The sequence below is a fragment of the uncultured Nisaea sp. genome, assembly GCF_963974195.1.
Classification (GTDB): domain Bacteria; phylum Pseudomonadota; class Alphaproteobacteria; order Thalassobaculales; family Thalassobaculaceae; genus Nisaea.
Map to the genome: position 1 here is coordinate 47,783 of NZ_CAXBDC010000010.1, position 19,322 is coordinate 67,104.

A 19,322-nucleotide genomic window follows, 5' to 3' on the forward strand; every position below is an offset into this window, starting at 1 on the left:
GGCAAGGGATCGGGTGAAAGCCAGATAAGTCATGCCGAGCAGAAGATCAGGAGTCGGGCGCCATTGCATCCGTCACCGCTCTCTTGCGGCGCTCCCAGAACGGAGATGCATCGAACCGCCGCTCCTCGGCATAGATCGTGGATCTGCTCTGCAAGAATTCCTGAACGCCCCGGCCGACTTTCTCGGCATAGGCGGCGAGCGGTTCCGCGTTGCCGCCAAGCCGGGCCACGGCGGCATCCGCGCCCCTGATCCCGGTCCAGAGCGCGGTTGTCATGCCGTGGGAGGATAGCGGATCGAAGGCTGCCGCGGCATCTCCGATGGCGACCCAGCCTTCTCCTGCAGCAGGGGCCAGCCAGGTTGTGCCGGCGCTCACCAGATCCGGCGGCGCATTGAGGCTGAACCCCGCGTCACGCAGCCATCGCCCGACATAGGTCGTGCGTTCCAGCATCGCCCGGAAAACATCCGCCTCCCGCGTCACATCCCGGGGCAGTAAATCAGGGTCCGTGTAAAAATTCAGAACCAGCCGGTCATCCGCCAGGAGGGTTGCGTACCACCAGCCTTCCGGCACGGTCTCAAGCAGGGTCGCCCGGGTCGGCTCCACCCCGGCATTCTCCTCCTGGGAAAGAAAGGCACATAGCGCGACAAGCTGATCCGCCCGGAACCGGGCGGCATGATCCGGCGCATGTATCCCGGCCACCACGGCGGCCCGGCCCGAGCCGTCCAGGATGAACCGGGCACCGCAGCGCCCCAGCCTGTCCCCGTCCTCGACCTCCAGAACCCAGCCATCGCCATTTCGCTCAAGCCCGATCAGGCGGGCCTCGACGGGTGCCGCGCCCGAGGCAACGGCAAGGGCTCTCAACTCCCGCTCGAAAGCGGCCCGTTCCAGAACCGTGCCGGGCCCTTCGAGATGAACGATCCCGCTGCGTTCCGCCAGCTGGTCGCTGCCCCAGGCGGAAAAGACGGAATGCTCCGGACGATGACAGGCGGCGCGGAGCAGTCCGGCCGCGCCAATTTCCTCCAGCATCGGCCGGGCCGCCGGGGACAGATGTTCCCCCGGCAGATCCCCTGCTTTCTGCGCCGGAGCGATCCAGAGAGGGGAATACCCCGTCCTGATAAGCCGAAGGATTGCGGCGGTTGCCGCGATCCCGCCACCAACCACCGCGATATCTGCTGTCGAAAAAGCCGCTGCCGTCATTTAGGCAACATGCCGTCCTTCGGTTTCCAGTCGAAGCGGAACTCCATCGTGTCAGCGCGCCCGACCTCGACATAAACCTCTTTCGGCACTCCGGCCGGTGCCTTGTCATCTTTCGGGCCGGGGAGCTTCACGACGAAGCCCATCCGCTCCCAAAGGGTGATCATGTTGGTGATCCCGTCCCAATAGCTGCCGTTGGCGTGATAGCCGATCCCGGCCACCGCGCGGGACCAGGCCACCCGGTTATCGAAGAACTTCCGGCGCTCGCTGGTCGAAAGCGTCTCGTCCATCAGCTCCTTGTAATAGGCCTCGGGCAGCACATCGATCGGCAGCAAGGCCGGCCACCAGACCGCGGTCGGATAATTCTCCTGCATCAGAACCTGCTGACAGGAGAAAGCATCGCACTGCCAGGGCAGCCCCATCCACCGGGTCAGATCCCCCGGCATTTGCGGGCCGATCGGCGGCGGCGTATCGCCGTAGCCGTCGAACGCAATCTCCGGCGTCAGCAGGAAGCCGAGATCCTGGATCAGGCTCGGCCGGTCACCATGGGCCAGCCGGAACGGCTCCGCATTCTCATCCGTGTTCCGCTGATACATCGGCGCCAGACGCAGATAGTAGGTCAACTCCACACCCGGATGAAACGCCCCGCCGGAACAGGGCTCCAGAGCGGCTTCCGTCAGCGCATGGGGCTGCTGCTCAAGCGGCAGGTCTTCCAGCGCCTCGACCGCATCTGCCTCGGTGTCCTGCCAATCATTGAAGAACTGTCCCTCCGCCCACATCCGCAGATGCTCGTATTGCTGCTTCGGGAACTGGAACCATTGCAGCGGGCTACCGGAGTAATTCACCCCGTCCCCCATCATGTAGGGAATCTTCAGGCGCTCTTCCTTGAAGGCATCCGGCTTGGTGTTGTAGGGGTTGCGGAACTTCTCGAAGACCGAGAGCCGGAACGCCTTGTTGCCCTCGCCCGGGTCCGCCAGCCTTGCGATGAAGGCCGGGTCGGAGAAATCACCGGTATCCAGCCAGCCCTGCCGCAGGTTCGCCGCGTCGGTCAGCCAGGACATCAGGGCCACGCGCCGGAAGGTCGGGTAGATGTATTTCCGGAAGGAAATCGGCGCCTCCGGCGGCTCCACCCAGCCCTCTTCCACATTCAGGTTGCTGACCACGTCATACATGGTCGCGATCGGCGGGATGTCGGGTGCGAAATTCGGCCCCACACACGCGACCCAGGCCGGATCGGCCTCGAGAGTCACGCCGTTGGCCAGTTGAACCGTTGCCGTCACCGGCCCGTCGCACCAATCGTCATGCCAGCCATCATTATCGGCGAAACTTGTGATCGCCGCATTGGTCGGCGAATTCGAGATACCCGACGGCGGCACAACCAGAAGCCTGCCCGCCTCATCGGTCCGGACAGCTCCAAGGCCGACAGGCTCTTCCCCCCAGAACACACCATCGAAGGCATAGCGGGGATCGGTGCCGTCCGGGTTCACGTTGGGGCCGGAGATATCCTTCTTCCCGCCATCGATCACCAGCATCCGCTCGCGTTCCGCGTTGTCGGTGAAATACTGGTTTCGCTTCTGCCCTGGCAGGCCGGGCGCGAGATCGCCATTGTCGAGCGGGTTGTTGAAGCCGTACCAGGCCGCCTTCGCATTCACCAGATGGGCCGACCAGGAGATTTTCGCCCCCCTGCCCGTCACCTCGCCGATGACACGATCCTGCGCATCGAAAGCATAGACGCGGAACCGCTGGACCTGCTTCTTGATCTTGCGGTCACCATCCTTGAAGCCGCCTTCCGGTTTCGGCGGCAGACCGGGAATTTCCGGCGCAAGGAACCATTCGTCGCTGCCGCCAACCCGGCAAATCCCGATGGCGGGATAGATCCGCACCCTGGCAATCTCGGCCCCCTCGGGCGCGGGTTTCGCATTGCCCGCGGCGACAGCGGCTTTCGGCTGCCAGATCAGACTTCCACCAAACGCCCCGGCGGCGGCCCCCGCCAGAAAATCCCGGCGGCGAACTGTGTTACTTTGCGGCTTCCTGTTTCCGGTCTTCTGTCCCACGACGTTCTCCCCGTTTGAATGACCGGCACAGACTGCCATCATTGCGTGTATTTTGATAGAGTAAGAATTTACTTTTTCTCGTAAAAATATTGCATAGCACAGAAATATTGCGCCTATGCATTAAAGCCGGATGACCGGGAAAACTATCCTCAGTGAAGACAGACCTTCCGACAGTATCGTGACCGGTCTCCGTCGGGTCGGCCGCCGCCGCCAGCCCTTCGCCCACTCCCTTCTTTTCACGAACCGCGAAACAGCTTCCGGCCAGAAGGCTCGAAACCGGTATAGTGTCAGTCAAAACAATGCAGGGAGAAACGACATGCCCGGACGGGTGGAAGGCAAGGTCATCGTGGTTGCGGGTGCTGGATCCGTTGGCCCCGGATGGGGTAACGGCAAGGCAGCGGCTGTACTCTATGCCCGCGAGGGGGCAACACTTTATCTGATCGACCGCGATGGAGATGCGCTGGCGGAAACTTCCCGGCTGGTTGAGGAAGAAGGCGCGCAGGTCCATGCCGAAGCCGGAGACCTCACCGACGGAGCAACCGTGGAACGCCTGCTCGGCGACTGCGCCGCCCGTTTCGGACGCCTTGATGTTCTGCATAACAATGTCGGCGGCTCGGCTCCCGGCGGCGTCGCGGAAATGGACGAGGCAACCTGGGACCGGCAGGTCGATCACAATCTGAAAACCGTTTATCTCGGCTGCCATTTTGCCATCCCCCTGATGCGGGAGACCGGCGGCGGCGCCATTGTCAATATCGCCTCCGTCGCGGGCTACCGGCATATCGGCGCGCCGATCCATGCCTATGCCGCCACCAAGGCCGGCGTTGTGCAGCTCTCCCGCGCCATGGGCGTCAGCTATGCCAAGGAAGGCATTCGCTGCAACACGGTCGTGCCGGGGCTGATGCATACGCCCCTCGTGGAAGCCCGCCTCACGGGACAACGTGGCGACGGAGACGCAGAAGCTCTGATTGCCCGGCGTCATGCGCAGGTCCCGATGGGCCATATGGGGGATGCCTGGGATGTCGCCTATGCCGCGCTCTATCTTGCCAGCGATGAGGCAAAATATGTCACCGCGACGGAAATCGTCGTCGATGGCGGCCTGACCATGAGCGCGCCGGTCTAGGCTTCGACACGCCCGGCGCGGTCAGGCGGCAACGATATGCGTGCCTTCGAGACCGCGTGCCCGCATGGCGTTTCGAGTATCGACGACCAGCCGGGCATGCTCCGCGATAAGGCCATACTCCACATCGTCATGATCCGTGACGATCAGCACGGCGTCCGCCGCAGCCAGCCGCTCCGCCGTCAACGTCTCGCTCTTGCATCCGGCCAGAGCGCCAAACTCACGGGAGGGCAGGATTTCCGGAATCCAGGGATCGTGGAACCCGGCCTTCGCCCCCGCCGCCCGGAGCTTTTCCAGAATGGTCAGAGCCGGGCTTTCGCGCTGGTCGGCCACGTTCTTCTTGTAGGCCATGCCGATCAGCAGGATGTCCGCGCCGTTCAGGCCCTTGCCGGATTGCCGGTCGACGGCCTCGCGCAGCCTGTCGATGACATAATCCGGCATGGCCCGGTTGATCTCGCCCGCAAGCTCGATGAAACGGGTCGACTGGCCGACGCTGCGGGCCTTCCAGGCGAGATAGAACGGGTCGATCGGGATGCAGTGCCCGCCGAGGCCCGGGCCGGGATAGAAGGGCATGTAGCCGAACGGCTTGGTCGAGGCCGCCTCGATGACTTCCCAGACATCGATATCCATGGCGCCGTAGATCACCTTCAACTCGTTCACCAGGGCGATATTCACCGCCCGGAACACGTTCTCGGTGATCTTCACGGCCTCCGCCGTCGCCGCCGAAGAGACCGGCACGACCTTTTCCAGTACCGCGTTGTAGAGCGCGACGGCGAGCTTTCCGGACGCCTCGTCAACACCGCCGACCACCTTCGGAATCCGACCGATGGAATAATGCGCATTGCCGGGATCTTCCCGTTCCGGCGCGAAGGCAAGGAACAGGTCCGTGCCGACCGTGCGGCCTGTCTCTTCCAGGATCGGCCGCAGCACCTCGTCTGTGGTGCCGGGATAGGTCGTCGATTCCAGCACCACCAGCGCGCCCGGATTCAGTACCGGAGCCAGCGCGGCGGCCGTGTCGCGGACATAGCGCAGATCCGGGTCGCGCTCCGGTGTCAGCGGTGTTGGCACGCAGATCAGCACCGCGTCCGCTGTGCCGAGATCCGCGATCCGGTCCGTCGGCAGGAAATCCCCCGCCGCGATCTGTGCGCCAAGCCCGTCCACCGGAATGTGCGGCAGATAGGAGCGCTCCGCCGTCAGCGCCTCGATCTTCGCGGCGTCGATATCGTAGCCGGTCACCCTGAACCCGGCGCGCAAGCAGGCGAGTGCCAGGGGCAGGCCGACATAGCCGAGCCCGATCACGCCAATGCGCGCGCTCTTGTCAGAAATTCTGTCGAGGAATGCTTGCACCATCATGGGCTCAGTCCGTAGCCTGAAGACGGTTCACACGCAAGCACGGGAGATGATGCGATGGCCGGTCTCAGCGACGCGCAAAAGGATGCCTTCTGGCGCGACGGATACCTCACCATCGAAAACGCGGTATCGCCGGACCTTCTGGGTCGGCTGCGCGATACCTTCAGCGGCTGGGTCGAGGAAAGCCGGGGTCATGCAGCGCCCTATGGCGAGACCATCAACAACAAGCCGCGCTTCGATGTTGAGCCGGGCCACACGGCGGAAAAGCCGGGCTTGCGCCGGGTCAATGCGCCAGTCGAGGTGTCGGAGGCCTATTACGAAGCCATGGCCTCCAGTCACATGACCGACTGCGTCGCCGACCTGATCGGCCCGAACCTGAAATTCCATCACTCCAAGATCAATTCCAAGCTGCCCGGCGGCGCCACCCAGGTGAAATGGCACCAGGATTTCCCCTTCACCCCGCACACCAACGACGACGTGATCACCGCGCTGCTGATGGTGGACGAGGTGACGGGCGAGAACGGCCCGCTGGAAGTCCTGCCCGGCTCGCACAAGGGCGAGATCCACGGCCTCTGGCATGACGGTGTTTTCACCGGCGCCATCGACGATGATATCGCCGCGGACTGCCAGAGAAAGGCCGTCCGCAGTATTGGCCCCGCAGGCTCGGTCTGCCTGATGCACACCCGCCTGCTGCACGGCTCCGCTCCGAACCGCTCGGCAAACCCGCGCACGCTGTTTATCTCGGTCTATTCAGCCGAGGACGCGGTGCCTGTTTCGCCAAGCCCGATGCCGAACAAGTTCGAAGGCACCGTGGTGCGCGGCATCCGCACAGGCCGGGTGCGGTCGATCCCCTACGAAATCAGCCTGCCGCAATTGCCCTCCACCGCGTCCTTCTTTGACCAGCAGGCGAAACATAAGGAGTAACGGCCAGCCCCTCTCCGTCATCCCGATGAAAATCGGGATCCACAATGACGGTCACCACTCTACGACCGGTGGATCCCGACCTGCGTCGGGATGACGAACAATGGAGCAAGGCCAGGGAGATCAAATCCCCGTCGCGCCCTCGCGGATGAAAGTGCCGCTGTTCAAGTCGTGGATGGCCTGCCGAAGCTCTTCCTTCGTGTTCATCACGATCGGGCCGTGCCAGGCGACCGGCTCCCTGATCGGCTTGCCGGCGACCAGCAGGAAGCGGATGCCTTCCGGCCCTGCCGTGACACTGATCTCGTCTCCGCTGTCGAACTTGACCAGCGTGCGGTTGCCGGACATGTCGCGGACCGTCATCTCCTCGCCGGCGAACTCCTTCTCCACCAGCACGCCCACCGGATTGGACGCGTCCCGGAACCGTCCGGCGCCGGCGAAGATATAGGCGAAGGCGTTGGAATGGGTATCCACCGGCAGCCGTTTGGTCGTGTTCGGCGGCACCGAGATATCGAGATAGAGCGGATCGGCGGCGATGCCGTCGACCGGGCCGCGCTTGCCCCAGAAATTGCCGGTGATGATCTTCACCTTCGTGCCGTCATCGTCCGTGATTTCCGGGATGTCTCCACCGGAAATATCCTGATAGCGCGGCGTGGTCATCTTGTGCGCCGAGGGCAGGTTGGCCCAGAGCTGGAAGCCGTGCATCTGGCCGACCGTGTTCCCGCGCGGCATTTCCTGATGCATGATCCCCGACCCCGCCGTCATCCACTGCACCGAGCCTGCGCCGAGCACCCCGTGATTACCGAGGGAATCGCCGTGCTCGACCTCGCCCGCCAGCACATAGGTGATGGTCTCGATGCCGCGATGCGGATGCCAGGGGAAACCGGCGGCGTATTTCGCCGGATCGTCGTTGCGGAAATCGTCCATCATCAGGAACGGATCGGTCTCGGACGTATCCCCGAACCCGAACACCCGATGCAGATGCACTCCCGCGCCTTCCATGGTCGGCTGGGCACGGGACTCGGATTTCACGGCACGGATCGACATGGGATTTCTCCAAAACTCAGGGCTCGGCGGAACTGCCGTGCTTAATGAGAGATGGGATGATGATACCAGATTGGGAGAGGGGGATTGTTCGCAGGCGCGGACACTCTGTTCCCCTTCATCGCCATACCGCCGAAAGACGGGCCCCTGGTTCAAGTCCGTCCGATACCGCCATGAAACCGGGACCAGTGCGCGGCGTCCCCGGCAAAGGCCTTGATTTGGGCAAGTGCGCCCTCCCCGAGACTTTCTTCCGCCTCGGCAACCGCGATGAGATCGGTCAGACAGGTCAGCGATCCCACCTCCGGGGCGGCCGGGAAAATGCCATAATTGAACAGCACGAAGATGCCGACGACATCCGCCTGGGCACGCTCCAGCGCGTCCTTGAAATTCGCCTTTGTTTTCCCGTCCGTCGTCAGGTCATCCAGGAGCAGCGTCCGCGTTCCGGGCTCGAACGTGCCTTCGCACTGGGACAGGCGGTCAAAGCCGCGCGCCTGTTTCAGCGCGATTACCAGCGGCAGGCCCAGTCTGTGGGCGGCAATGGTCGCGAAGGGCACGCCGGCAAGCTCGCACCCGGCAATCTGGTCGAACCCGTCGTCACCATAGATCGAGCGGATGTGGCCCAGCATCAGATCGATCAGCCTGTCTCTCGCCTTCGGCACCGAGATCAGCCGTTTCAGGTCGATGAAAAGCGGGCTCGCCCAGCCGGAGGAGAAGAAATAGGGCTCGCCGCCGGTACGGACATGAACCGCGCCGCCATCTAGGATGATCTTCGCCGCCTCGCGGGCGGGCGTCTGTTCAGGCGAAATACTCATTTGAAGCTATCCTCTTCCGCATCCGCGGCGGCAATCATGACCCGCGCGAGCACTTCAGCCCCCGCATAGAAATCGTCCATCTCCATATGCTCGTCCGGATTGTGGCTGCCATGCTCGTTGCGGACGAAGATCATCGTCGACGGCACCCCGCTATTTGCGAAGACGGCCGTGTCGTGCCCGGCCCCGGACGGCATGATCTCATAGTCGATCCCGGCGGCTTTGGCCTGTTCCTCGGCAAGGGCGACCAGTGGCTGCGACATGCGGGCGGGCTGCGAGGAGACCGCGTCCCCGAGCTCGAAGGTCACACCGCGCTCGCCGCCGATCTTCTGGCATTCCGTCTCCAGGATGCGGCTGAAATTCTCGAGCGTTTTGGCATCCTGGCTCCGGTATTCAACCGCGAAGCTGACATAACCGGGCACGCGGGAGACCGCATGCTCGCGCGGGTCCGTCTCCACGATACCGGCCGTGAAGACAAGATCCTCGCCCCAGGCCAGGAGGATCCGCCAATGCTCGTCCAGACGCATCAGAAGTTCGGACATGGCGAGCACGGCATCGTGACGCAGCCAGCGCGGCACCGCACCGGAATGGGCCGGCTGCCCCCGGCAGATCACCCGGCGATGACGGATATTCCCGCGAATGCCGGTGACGATGCCGACCGGGCTCTCCTTGGCGACCAGAACCGGCCCCTGCTCGATATGCAGCTCGATCCAGGCATGAAACTCTTCGGGACGCCGGATCGATTCCTGCCGCTCGACAAGATCCATATCCACCCCGCAGGCCGCCATCTGCTGCGCCAGGGTGACCTTCCCGTCCCGGTGCCTGCTCACCAGATCCGCCTCCTCCAGAAGGCCGAATATGGCCCGCGAGCCGAAATAGCAGGGACCGCCGAACCATGCGCTCTCCTCTCCCCTGAGGGCGTAGAGCTCAAGCGTCCGGCTGAACCGGCCCTGTTCTTTCGCCGCGATCAGGGCCATGAGGCCGGCAATCACGCCTGCCGCCCCGTCATAGTTTCCGCCTTGCGGCACGCTGTCCATATGCGAGCCGGTGGCAACGACCGGCAATGACGCATCCTCGCCCGGCAACCATATCCGGAGGTTCCGCGCCCGATCCCAGGCGGTTTCCAGCCCATACCTGCGCGCGGTCGCCTCGATCAGCTCCAGTGCCTCGGTTTCCTTGGCCCCATAGGTCTCCCGGCTGATGCCGACACCGTCGAAAGACATCTCGCGCAGTTTGTCCATCAGCTCCCGCGACAAGGCGCGGAGACCGGGGCCGACAAAACCGGACTCTTCAGGGGATGCTTTCAGCATGTCATGGCTCCTGGCGAACAGCCTAGAAAACATAAATCGGCGCCGGATGGCGCCGATTCGAGGCGAGAAAGCGGTTAAGCCTAGGCAAACCTGAGCTTTGCTTCAACAGAAATCGGGACGCTTGTTTCGCCGGATCGTCATTGCGGAAACCGAAACTGTCCATCGTCGACTGGGCATGGGACTCGGATTTCACGGCACGTGATCGACATGGGATTTCTCCAAAACTCAATGTGCGGCGGAACTACCGCGCTTTATGAGAGATGGAGTGGTCATAACGTATTTGGAGGAGCGCACTGTTCGCAAGAAGGGACAATTTGTTTACACCAAGCTCAACAAATTTTTTCCTTCATCTCTTGTATCACTACAGGTTTGCGACCTTCTCCCATAACACATCGCTGCTCTGATTCAATTGAGCCAGCATCGAGGAGATTCGTGATTTATGTTTTATTACAGGAATATAAAGACGCCCATGATCTCCACGAGCGCTCTCCAACACACCTTCCGATATTAGAATTTTGAGTATATTTCCTGTGTACCCTCCTGTGTCTACTTGCCCTAAACCTCTAAGCAAAGCGGCTTCTTGTCGACCTCTACCTGGTTGGAAAAATGTTTTCTTTAAAATAGTTACAAGAATTCTATGTTGTGGAGAAAGTTTAATATTCTTAATTGCGGAGACGGTATCTACTTTTTCGTAACTGTCGATAAGACATTCTTGAATCCAATTAGGAAGCCCACTTTCTGCAGAAACTCCGTATATTTTTTCAATCTGAGAATTTAAAATGTATACATCGTTAATTTTATTTTGCGGCAAGATCAGGTTAAAAATCACAGAAGAGTCAACAGTAAATCCTGATGGTTCCAACATACTTAGATCTAACCAAGTAAACTCTCCATTCTCCACCTTCATTCCTTTTAAATTTACTTGATCATCATCACCGCTAATCATACCTGACAAAATATCAGAGGCCGCAATTGAATTCTTATGCCTTATCATTTCTATCATATATTTTTGCGCTATATCTTGATAATAATTTTTGGAAATGAATCTACCAAGAACACGCTGGCCTAATCTGTCTAATGGATTCCTCCATGTCTCTGCGAATATATCTTTTGAAAACGTTTCTAAAGATTCTGAAATATCCATTGCCCTAAGCCCATCTAGGATATACACATCCACAAATTGGCGATCATCCGATTCGGAACTTGTTCTCCCCAGACCAGGAAGCCTTTGCAATAAAACTCCAGCATCTTCCACAGGGTGCTTTCCAACAACATATTCAAAAGCAGATTGAATTTCCGAGTAACTAATAGGACCAACATCAGAAAATTTCGATCGAGTTATCCGCGCAAGTCGCTTTAAAATATCTCGAATAACCTCTTTATCTAAAATATCACCTATGCGATTTTCCCTAGAGCACAAAACATCGACAAATTTATACCAAAATTCAATATCTCCATTTTCATCCTCTAAAATGCTGCTCATCTTTTCTTCAGGAAAGGAAGCAATCACTTGGCACATAAGAGGTCGTCGCGGCAGCCAATCCGGAATAACAAGCATGGATTGCGTGATTTCCGATAGAAACGACTCCATCTCCTCATCACTAAATTCTTTTTTACTGGAATAAATCTTCGGCCCGCGGCCATCCAACCCTAAACATTCAAGCATTTCTTTTTGATCATTAAAATAATGATCTCGACCGGTAATAAGCACACCTTCTGAATGATTTTCGATAAGATCTCTCACTCCGCGAAGGGCATCTCTACGGATCTTCTTCAGTGTAGCGGGATCGTCACTCCAAGCTTGAGTTCCAACTTCATCGAAACCATCAAGAAGAAACAATATTCTCTTCTTGTGCATCGCGCGAATCAAAAAATCAACTTCGGATGACAATCCCAGATCATTCAAATGTCTGCGAAGTATCTCTTCTGCTGATCGCAATCCCCAGACGGATTTTAGATCTACCGAGACTACATAAGCATCTTTATTTTTTGTAATTTCTTGAAAAATCTCCCTTGAGCAGCGACTTTTTCCAGATCCATATTCTCCAAGAAGAATCACTCCAGAACCAGAAAGCAAATCGTCTATTATATCTTGTAATTTTTTCTCGCGTTTCGTTTCTTTTTCCTCATAAGTAACAGGTATAAAATTAGTTTGATCCGGCTGACCTGTCAGCGGATTTACCGAACTCCCGAATTGCTTTCGGCTTCGGATATGTGAATAAATTTCAAAATTAAAAATAGATTTCTCATACTCGTCGATAGACATGACTTCCACACCATGACCATCACCCGTTTTCTTCATTGAATCAGTCACGCGCTCAACAACAAAAAAACACTCCGTCATAATATTCATTTTCTCAAATAAATACCTTCTCGCTAGAGAAATTCTATTAATATCCGTCCTCACTTTTTCTAAATCTTTTCGCTTTGTAACCTCTATAATTGACCACAATTTGGGGTTTCTTTTTATAACACAATCAAATTTGATACCGTTTATATCTTCGGATACACCATCTACACCAAAGTGGATCTCAGAAATTTTTCGAACTTTCTCTTCCAGGCTTTTCCACTTCATAATGAGTCCTCACATAAACTGAGCGGCCTTGCCAAAGCTCAACGATAAAATTGGGTTAGTATTTGCCATTCTACAGTCACATTTCGCCTCCAGACATCAATTTTTCCACATGCAATGTCCCTTCCCACCCCGCCCCCATCTGCGCTAAACCATCACCCAGCTTTTTCCGGCGGCATTCCGCCATTTTCCGAACGCTTACCGGGACCGGTTCCACGTGCAGGACTTTCTCGACAACGACCCGACGATCTCCACTGCCAAATTCGCAGCCATTCTCGGGCTGACGCCGTCCAAGGGCGCGCGGTCGCCGCAGCTCTGGAACGCCGCCTTCACGGCTGCCAGCATCGATGCCGCGATGGTGCCGATGGATGTGACTCCGGAGAATCTGGCGGGGCTGGTTGCGGCTCTCAAAGCAGACAAACGCTATATCGGCGGTGCGGTCGCGGTGCCGCACAAGCAGGAGATCGCGAAGCTGCTGGACCGGCTGGAGCCGGAGGCGGAGCGGATCGGTGCGGTGAATGCGATTTACCGGGACGGGGACGAGTTGGTCGGCGCCAATACGGACGGGGCCGGGGCGCTGTCGCAGATCGCGGACGCGCTGCCGGATCTCGCCTCCCGCAAGGCGGTGCTGATCGGGCTTGGCGGGGCCGGGATCGCGGTCGCCGCCTATCTGGCGGGGGCGGTGAAAGAGCTGCTGGTCGCCAACCGGACCCAGGCGAAGGCCAAAGAAGCGGCAGCGAAACTCGGCGGACATGTCTCGGCGGCGGCTCTGCCGCTGACGGCGGAACTGCTCTCCGACTGCGGCGTGCTGGTGAACTGCACGTCGGCCGGATATCAGGACGGGGACGCGGGCACGCCGCTTGGGGCGGATGCCGACGCGCTGATTTCTGCCCTGCCGTCGGATGCGCTGGTCTATGACATCATCTATCAGCCGGCGGAAACTCCGCTGATGAAACTGGCGGCGGCGCGCGGGCTGAAGACACAGAACGGGCTCGGCATGAATCTCGATCAGGCCGTGATCGCCTTCCAGAAGGCCAATCCCGGTGCCCTTTCCCTTGATGCGGTACGCGATGCCATGCGGAATGCGGGGTAGGCGCGACAATGAGTGTGAATGCTGTTCCCGATGCGGAGCCTGACCCCATGGCCGATACGCACATGACCGGCCTGATCCTGCTTGGCGACCATGCGGACACCATCGAGGCGGCGGCGTGGCCGCTCAGCTTCGATGCGATCCGGCACGAGCCGCTGGAGGTTGTCGCCGAGGAATTCGATATCGTCATCCCGGCGGATCATCTGGCGTCCGCGCCGCTGCTGAAGGGCGGCACGCGGGCGGCCTTCCTGGTGCATGATCTCGATGCGCTGGAACGGCTGCGGGCGATGCAGACGCGCGGCGGCCTCAAGGGGCCGATCCTGTTCGCGCCGACCCTGGTCGCCCGGATAGAGCTGCACCGGCTGTCCCGGCCGACCCTGAAAGCCGCCCGGCCGATCCCGCTCGGCAAGCTGCTGGAAGAGGCGGACATCTCGGAAGAAAAGGGCGGGCCGGGCATTGCCGCCGCGCTGAAACCGACCGTGCTCGGCAAGAAGGCGCTTTATGCCCTGACGGAGGGCGCCGCGCTTGATTTCGGGGTGGTGGATGAAGACGACTGGAGGCAGTCATGATCAGTGTCGTCCTGCGGGCCAAGAACGAAGCCGCCTGGATCGGCCGCTGCCTGACCGCGCTGAAGCATCAGCGGGTGAAGGATATCGACGTTATCCTGGTGGATAATGATTCCACCGACGACACACTGCCGATCGCCGAAGCCTATGGCGTCAATATCCAGTATATCAGCCGCGCGGAATTCTCTTACGGACGGGCGCTGAATATCGGCATCGCCGCCGCGAAATACGACACCGTGGCGCTGATCTCCTCGCACTGCGTGCCGGTGGACGAGCTTTGGGCGGATTACCTGCTGGCCCACCTGGGGCCGAACGGCGATCCGAAGCTCTGCGGCATCTATGGCCGGCAGGAGCCGCTGCCCGATACCAGCGCCATCGACCGGCGCGATCTCTGGACCACCTTCCGGGACGAGCGGGTACGCCAGCGCCGGGATTACTTTTTCCACAACGCCAATTCGGGCATCCGCAAATCGATCTGGGACGAGCATCCGTTCGATGAGGAAATCCGGGGCGTCGAGGACCGGGAATGGGGCAAGCGCATGATCGCGCTCGGCCATGAAATCCTCTATGAGCCGGGCCTCCGGGTCTATCACCATCACGGCATCCATCAGGGCCGCGACGAGGGCCGCGCCAAGCGCGTCGCCGAGGTTATCGATTACATCCGGACGAGCGCGCCATGAGTGACATCCTTGCCATCATCCCCGTCTATTCCGGCGCCAGTTCGACCCCAAAGCTGGTAAAGCCCCTGCACGGCGCCTCCAGCCTGGTCCGCACCATTGAGGCCGTTCTGGAAGACCTGCCGGAAGCCCATGTGGTGCTGACCGCCGACGATGACGCGGTGAAAGCCCAGGCAGCGCCCTTCGCGGACCGGATCACCATCCATGACCGCACAGCCGAGAGCTATTCAGACGCGCTGGTGGACGTGCTGGACACCCACCCGGCGAAACAGATCGTCGTCGTGGAGCCGACGCATCCGTTCCGGCCACGCGGCCTGATCCGGCGCACGGCGGAGAACCTTGCCGCGCGCGAGCATCTCGACAGTGTGGTCTGCGTCCGCGAATTCGACGCCAGCCTGTGGCGGCTCGATCCGGACCGCACCATCCAGGCGCTCGATCCGGGCGGCGACCGGCGCAGCTCGACCTATTTCCAGGAAGTCGTCGGCCTCGCTCTCGCCACCCGGCCGGAGCTGATCCGCGAAGGCCGGCGCCTCGGCGACGCGGTCGGCTTCGAGGTGGTCGACCAGTTCTGGGCCCTTGTCGATATCCGCGACGACATGAGCCTCGCCATGGCCGAAATGGTCGCGGACCGCTTTACCGAACTCAGGAATTCAATCGCATGACCAAGTCCGACCGCGTTCTCGCCATCCTGCCCGCCCGCGGCGGCTCCAAGGGCCTGCCGGGCAAGAACGTCAAGCCAATCGCCGGCAAGCCGCTGATCGCCCATTCCGTCGAGCACGCGCTGGCTTCCGGCGTCTGCGACAGGGTGCTGGTCACCACCGACAATGAAGCGATCCGGGATGCCGCCCTGGCCGCCGGAGCCTGGTGCCCCTTCATGCGCGAAGGCTCGCTGGCCGAGGATCTGACACCGACCGAGCCGGTGCTGAAGGACGCGCTGGAGCGGGCGGAAGAGATCGACGGGCCGTTCGGCATCGTCGTCTTCCTGCAGCCGACGGATATCTTCCGCAAGCCGGAATGGATCGCCGCGTGCGTGAACCGGCTGAAGGCGGACGACAGTCTGGAAACGGTCTTTGTCGCCAACAAGACGCACAAGAATTTCTGGTCCCGGAACGAGGACGGGGAATGGCAGCGGGTGTTCGACTGGATGGCAATCTACGGCCCGCGCCAGACCCGCAAGCCGCTGTTCCGCGAAGATACCGGCCTCGCCTCCGCCATCCGCGCCGACCTGATCCGGGCCGGCAAGCGGACCGGCATGAAGGTCGATATCCTGGAAATCGACGATGTCGCCTCCGGCATCGACATCCATGACGCCTTCGATCTCTACATGGCCGAAAAGGCGCTGGAATATTTCGAGAAAAACGGCGGGCAGTAAGCCCGCCGCCAAGGCATTCGGCCGCTTATTGCAGCCCTCCGCAATTCACGCTGTTACCGGCATTGTAGGCGTAGGCAGTGCCGGGATGCTGGTTGGAGTCCCAACCCACATCGATGGTGAAGGTACAGGCGCAACTCGGCTGGCCGCCCCCGCTCCCCTGCACGAAAGCCACGAATTCATAGGCCCAGGTCGCGGCCTCGGCTGCTTCATCCTTGGTCTGGTCCGTATTATCCCACCACCATGATCCGGCATTGGATGATCCGCTCAGGACATCCACATTCGCGGCCATGTAATTGTCACCGCCGAATTTTGGACGCTGCTGCTCCATATCCCCGATCCTCGGGAAAGCATGCGCGCCGTTATTGTCGATCCTGAGATTACGGCCACCGATGGTCTGGTTTCCATTCAGGGATGTCGGGTTGATATTCGGATTCGGCTCGTTGTTGCCGCCGCTGGTAATGGTCATTTGCAGGATCTGGCCTGCCGTGCATTCGGCACCATTACTCCCGCCCGCATAAGCCGTCTGCACAAAGAAACCTGTCGATTGCGTCGGCTCCGCAGCCTCCAGATCCTGGCTGTTTACCCCGGTCGGGCAGGTGTATTTGTACGCGCCTCCACCGCAATCATTGTCGCCCGCTCCGGGTGCAAGCACCAGGCACTGGCCGTCAAAGTTTCCCAGATTGCGCGTGGAGCAGGCCGAGATAATCTGGCTTCGGGTAACCGTCATGCCCGTGCATCCGCATGCCGCCATTGCACTGCTGCTTGCCGACGCTCCAAAAACACACGCCAGCAGAATCAATACTTTCCGTTTCATCCCAACCTCCCGGTTTTGAAGACGGATCATTGTATTTGAATAATATTATATTCAGCAACTTTTAATTGCATTCACCCTTGCGCAATCCCATCCCAATCCTGGGGATTTCGTACGGGATCGCCCCCGACTATCCTTCCGCCATGGCGCAGCAAAATGCAGACATTCCAGCACCCCCACGAACACCGGACATTGCCAGAAAGACATCCGAAACCGCTCTGCACGCGCTTGCCGAGCGCTGCCGGGAAGAGCCCTTATCCGCCACGCACTGGACGGCGTTGGGGATTGTCCAGGAAGCCGCCGGTCTTGATCCTGCCCGGGCGCGTTTGCGGGCCGTTCTTCTGGAGCCGCAGGACGCAGGCAATCTGAACGATCTGGGCGCGGCAGACCCTTCCGGCATGAAGGCAGCCTTGCGGCTGCTGGTGCTTGATCCGCTGCACGGCCCGGCCACGATCATGAGCGCGCTGCATGCCTTCGGGCAGGAACGGTACATTGACGCACAGCGTTTGCTGACCAGGTTAAGGCTCTCCGACCCGGCGAATATCGAGGCCACCTTTCTTCTCGCAAGCTCGCTCGAACAGGGGCCGCCGCAAGCGATGGCCGCCCGGCTCTATCGCACGTCCCTTGTGCTGGCACCCGAGGATCCTCTCGGGGCCGGGCGGGCCCTTGCGCGTTTGGGAGCGGGGCCCGCCGAGGCAGCGTTCCCGCCGGCCCATGTCCGCATGGTGTTCGATGGCTACGCGGAGAGTTTCGATACGCATTTGACCGGACGTCTCAAATATACCGCGCCGGAAACCCTGCTGAAGCTGGCACACGCATCTGGCGTCGCCTCTTCAGGATCACCCGTCCGGACAGCCATTGATATCGGTTGCGGTACCGGACTCACCGGTGCTGTTTTCCGCCCCCATTGCAGGCATCTCACCGGCATCGACATTTCCGGCGAAATGATCCGGCGGGCAGACGCGAAAGCGATCTATGACCGCCTTGTCACGCTCGAGGCCGTTGCGTTTCTGCGGAACGACCCCGCTCTCTATGAGCTCGCCATTGCCGCGGATGTGACATCCTATATCCCGGATTTGCCCGGTTTTCTTTCCGTGGTCAGTGCTCGCCTTGAAGAGGGCGGCACCCTCCTGCTGACGGCTCTTGAGCCGCCCGCGGGCACGGCTCCCGGCCTTGGCCCGGATGGCGCCTACACCCATAGCCTGACCGGGCTGGAAGAGGCGGCGCTCGATGCGGGTCTCCGCGTCCTGAAGGTTGAGCGCGGCGCCATGCGGGAGGAAGCGGGCCAACCGCTCGCGACCCTCTTCCTTGCCTTCACAAAACTGCGACAAACCGGCGTTTGACCGGCCGCGCCCCCGGCATGCTATGGAAGTGACCGGATATACAAGCGCTTGCAGGGGGCTGGCCGATGGAACTGAAATTCGATTCCCGCACGGATATTCTCGAAATCTTCCCGACCCGGTTGTTCATGTTCGCCATCGACGGCTGTGCGCCGCTCAATGACGCCCTGAAAGCCGCCGTTCTGACACGGGAAGCTGCCGCGGAACCGAATGCCGGTGGCGTGATCGGCGGCTGGCGGTCCGGCGGCGATCTGTTCGACTGGCCTGACAAGGGCATCGACACCATCCGGCAAACGGCTCTCGGTGCCGTCCAGGCAGTGGTGCCGCTGATCGCGGGAGGGGATTGCACGTTCGAGGTCCGGCTTTCAGGCTCGGCGACGGTGCTGCGCTATGGCGCCTACGAGAAGAGCCACCTGACGCCGGGGCACCATCTGACGATGGTCTATACAATCGAGGCAGGCGACACGCCCAATGCCGACGCGCCCGAGAACGGCACCATAGAGATCGACGATCCGCGCGCCGCTGCCGGTCTTGCAAGCCTGCCGATAGACACTGTCGGCCGCCCCATGCTGGTGGCGCCCAGGAATGGCCAGCTCACGGTTTTCCCAAGCTGGCTGACCTTCCGGACGAACCCGTATTACGGTAATGGCGAGCGGGTCACCCTGACACTCGCCGCGGAAATCCTGAACCTGAAACGGTCCTGATTTTCAGACGGAAATATTGACCAGAGAGCCGCGCTGGAGGTCTTCAGCAAGGGCAACACGCTCGGCCCCTTCCGCCTCGGACAAAGCCCTGCGACGCTGATCGGCACGATCGGAGGCGGCGGAGACCGCGCTTTGCGCATCGCTTAACTCGGCCTCGCGCCGGGCGACAACATTCTCGGCGGAGCGCAACGCCGACTGGGCTTGCGATACGGCTGCGCTTTGCTGGCTGGACGAGCCAAGAACCGTTGTGGCCGCAACAGCAGAACTGTTTTCCGCCGCGACCGGAGCGCTGGAGTCCGCGGGCGAACCCGTTTGCCCCGTTCCGTTCCGGTTCAAGGTATTGAGTTGAGGCGCTATCGAAGCCGTCGCTGTGATGGCCATTTCTGGATGTCCGGT

At 60.4% G+C, this 19,322-nt stretch carries 18 protein-coding genes; 9 read left to right on the forward strand and 9 right to left on the reverse strand.

The features are described 5' to 3' along the window. Nucleotides 1-46: 46 nt before the first annotated feature. The gene (gene goxB / locus AAC126_RS04130; protein WP_339850384.1) at nt 47-1,195 is read right to left on the reverse strand and encodes a glycine oxidase maturase GoxB; all 1,149 of its coding nucleotides are present in this window, start codon (nt 1,193-1,195) and stop codon (nt 47-49) included. Then, nucleotides 1,192-3,246 carry a CTQ-dependent glycine oxidase GoxA gene (goxA, locus tag AAC126_RS04135; RefSeq protein ID WP_339850386.1) on the reverse strand — a complete coding sequence of 685 codons (2,055 nt, stop codon included), beginning with the start codon at nt 3,244-3,246 and terminating at the stop codon, nt 1,192-1,194. Before goxA ends, goxB begins: the two co-directional genes overlap by 4 nt. Nucleotides 3,247-3,562: 316 nt before the next feature. On the opposite strand from goxA, the gene AAC126_RS04140 reads away from it, so the two are divergent. After that, a complete protein-coding gene (locus AAC126_RS04140; RefSeq protein ID WP_339850389.1) occupies nt 3,563-4,366 on the forward strand; it encodes an SDR family NAD(P)-dependent oxidoreductase in 804 nt (267 codons plus the stop codon). A gap of 21 nt (nt 4,367-4,387) precedes the next feature. Here the strand turns inward: AAC126_RS04140 and AAC126_RS04145 are convergent, their stop codons facing one another. Then, nucleotides 4,388-5,716: a nucleotide sugar dehydrogenase gene (locus tag AAC126_RS04145; protein ID WP_339850392.1), complete on the reverse strand. Its 1,329-nt coding sequence runs from the start codon at nt 5,714-5,716 to the stop codon at nt 4,388-4,390. Nucleotides 5,717-5,770: 54 nt separating this feature from the next. On the opposite strand from AAC126_RS04145, the gene AAC126_RS04150 reads away from it, so the two are divergent. After that, on the forward strand, nt 5,771-6,637 hold the full coding sequence (locus AAC126_RS04150; protein ID WP_339850395.1) for a phytanoyl-CoA dioxygenase family protein: 867 nt from the start codon (nt 5,771-5,773) through the stop codon (nt 6,635-6,637). A gap of 120 nt (nt 6,638-6,757) precedes the next feature. Here AAC126_RS04150 and AAC126_RS04155 read toward each other — a convergent pair whose 3' ends face one another. From AAC126_RS04155 to AAC126_RS04170, 4 genes are all read right to left on the reverse strand, one after another. Beyond that, nucleotides 6,758-7,678 (reverse strand): pirin family protein, encoded by a 921-nt coding sequence (locus AAC126_RS04155; RefSeq protein ID WP_339850397.1) that lies wholly within the window; start codon nt 7,676-7,678, stop codon nt 6,758-6,760. A gap of 149 nt (nt 7,679-7,827) precedes the next feature. Then, nucleotides 7,828-8,487, reverse strand: a complete 660-nt coding sequence (locus AAC126_RS04160) for a phosphoribosyltransferase family protein (protein WP_339850400.1) — start codon at nt 8,485-8,487, stop codon at nt 7,828-7,830. Further along, nucleotides 8,484-9,794 (reverse strand): Zn-dependent hydrolase, encoded by a 1,311-nt coding sequence (locus tag AAC126_RS04165; protein WP_339850403.1) that lies wholly within the window; start codon nt 9,792-9,794, stop codon nt 8,484-8,486. The genes AAC126_RS04160 and AAC126_RS04165 overlap by 4 nt, the downstream gene beginning before the upstream one ends. 361 nt (nt 9,795-10,155) lie before the next feature. Continuing rightward, entirely contained in the window at nt 10,156-12,369 is a 2,214-nt protein-coding gene (locus tag AAC126_RS04170; protein ID WP_339850405.1) for an NACHT domain-containing protein, read from the reverse strand. Between the two features lie 214 nt (nt 12,370-12,583). On the opposite strand from AAC126_RS04170, the gene AAC126_RS04175 reads away from it, so the two are divergent. Genes AAC126_RS04175 through AAC126_RS04195 form a run of 5 tightly spaced genes read left to right on the forward strand, consistent with a single transcriptional unit; the run spans nt 12,584 to nt 16,071 of the window. Continuing rightward, on the forward strand, nt 12,584-13,459 hold the full coding sequence (locus AAC126_RS04175) for a shikimate dehydrogenase (RefSeq protein WP_339850407.1): 876 nt from the start codon (nt 12,584-12,586) through the stop codon (nt 13,457-13,459). 8 nt (nt 13,460-13,467) lie between these two features. Then, nucleotides 13,468-14,025: a hypothetical protein gene (locus AAC126_RS04180; RefSeq protein ID WP_339850408.1), complete on the forward strand. Its 558-nt coding sequence runs from the start codon at nt 13,468-13,470 to the stop codon at nt 14,023-14,025. Further along, nucleotides 14,022-14,702 (forward strand): glycosyltransferase family A protein, encoded by a 681-nt coding sequence (locus AAC126_RS04185; protein ID WP_051284934.1) that lies wholly within the window; start codon nt 14,022-14,024, stop codon nt 14,700-14,702. Before AAC126_RS04180 ends, AAC126_RS04185 begins: the two co-directional genes overlap by 4 nt. After that, nucleotides 14,699-15,361 carry a hypothetical protein gene (locus tag AAC126_RS04190; protein ID WP_339850409.1) on the forward strand — a complete coding sequence of 221 codons (663 nt, stop codon included), beginning with the start codon at nt 14,699-14,701 and terminating at the stop codon, nt 15,359-15,361. The genes AAC126_RS04185 and AAC126_RS04190 overlap by 4 nt, the downstream gene beginning before the upstream one ends. Next, nucleotides 15,358-16,071 carry an acylneuraminate cytidylyltransferase family protein gene (locus tag AAC126_RS04195; RefSeq protein ID WP_339850410.1) on the forward strand — a complete coding sequence of 238 codons (714 nt, stop codon included), beginning with the start codon at nt 15,358-15,360 and terminating at the stop codon, nt 16,069-16,071. Before AAC126_RS04190 ends, AAC126_RS04195 begins: the two co-directional genes overlap by 4 nt. Nucleotides 16,072-16,096: 25 nt before the next feature. Here AAC126_RS04195 and AAC126_RS04200 read toward each other — a convergent pair whose 3' ends face one another. After that, complete coding sequence (locus tag AAC126_RS04200) at nt 16,097-16,798, reverse strand: hypothetical protein (RefSeq protein ID WP_339850411.1); 702 nt, start codon at nt 16,796-16,798, stop codon at nt 16,097-16,099. Between the two features lie 164 nt (nt 16,799-16,962). Here AAC126_RS04200 and AAC126_RS04205 point away from each other — a divergent pair, with 164 nt between their 5' ends. Then, nucleotides 16,963-18,225, forward strand: coding sequence for a methyltransferase (locus AAC126_RS04205; protein WP_339850413.1), 1,263 nt, complete (start codon nt 16,963-16,965; stop codon nt 18,223-18,225). 65 nt (nt 18,226-18,290) lie between these two features. After that, a complete protein-coding gene (locus tag AAC126_RS04210) occupies nt 18,291-18,926 on the forward strand; it encodes a putative 2OG-Fe(II) oxygenase (protein ID WP_339850414.1) in 636 nt (211 codons plus the stop codon). A gap of 3 nt (nt 18,927-18,929) precedes the next feature. On the opposite strand, the gene AAC126_RS04215 is transcribed toward AAC126_RS04210, so the two are convergent. After that, nucleotides 18,930-19,322, reverse strand: a 393-nt coding sequence (locus tag AAC126_RS04215) for a hypothetical protein (RefSeq protein ID WP_339850415.1), incomplete at its 5' end; no start/stop codon positions are given.

Bases quoted from the DNA above. Each gene is read 5' to 3' on its own strand.
- AAC126_RS04165 (WP_339850403.1), bottom strand. From the start codon at position 9,794: ATGCTGAAAGCATCCCCTGAAGAGTCCGGTTTTGTCGGCCCCGGTCTC.
- AAC126_RS04200 (WP_339850411.1), bottom strand. From the start codon at position 16,798: ATGACGGTTACCCGAAGCCAGATTATCTCGGCCTGCTCCACGCGCAAT.
- AAC126_RS04185 (WP_051284934.1), top strand. From the start codon at position 14,022: ATGATCAGTGTCGTCCTGCGGGCCAAGAACGAAGCCGCCTGGATCGGC.
- AAC126_RS04210 (WP_339850414.1), top strand. From the start codon at position 18,291: ATGGAACTGAAATTCGATTCCCGCACGGATATTCTCGAAATCTTCCCG.
- AAC126_RS04145 (WP_339850392.1), bottom strand. From the start codon at position 5,716: ATGATGGTGCAAGCATTCCTCGACAGAATTTCTGACAAGAGCGCGCGC.
- AAC126_RS04160 (WP_339850400.1), bottom strand. From the start codon at position 8,487: ATGAGTATTTCGCCTGAACAGACGCCCGCCCGCGAGGCGGCGAAGATC.
- AAC126_RS04140 (WP_339850389.1), top strand. From the start codon at position 3,563: ATGCCCGGACGGGTGGAAGGCAAGGTCATCGTGGTTGCGGGTGCTGGA.
- AAC126_RS04155 (WP_339850397.1), bottom strand. From the start codon at position 7,678: ATGTCGATCCGTGCCGTGAAATCCGAGTCCCGTGCCCAGCCGACCATG.
- AAC126_RS04180 (WP_339850408.1), top strand. From the start codon at position 13,468: ATGAGTGTGAATGCTGTTCCCGATGCGGAGCCTGACCCCATGGCCGAT.
- AAC126_RS04150 (WP_339850395.1), top strand. From the start codon at position 5,771: ATGGCCGGTCTCAGCGACGCGCAAAAGGATGCCTTCTGGCGCGACGGA.
- AAC126_RS04190 (WP_339850409.1), top strand. From the start codon at position 14,699: ATGAGTGACATCCTTGCCATCATCCCCGTCTATTCCGGCGCCAGTTCG.
- AAC126_RS04170 (WP_339850405.1), bottom strand. From the start codon at position 12,369: ATGAAGTGGAAAAGCCTGGAAGAGAAAGTTCGAAAAATTTCTGAGATC.
- AAC126_RS04195 (WP_339850410.1), top strand. From the start codon at position 15,358: ATGACCAAGTCCGACCGCGTTCTCGCCATCCTGCCCGCCCGCGGCGGC.
- goxB (WP_339850384.1), bottom strand. From the start codon at position 1,195: ATGACGGCAGCGGCTTTTTCGACAGCAGATATCGCGGTGGTTGGTGGC.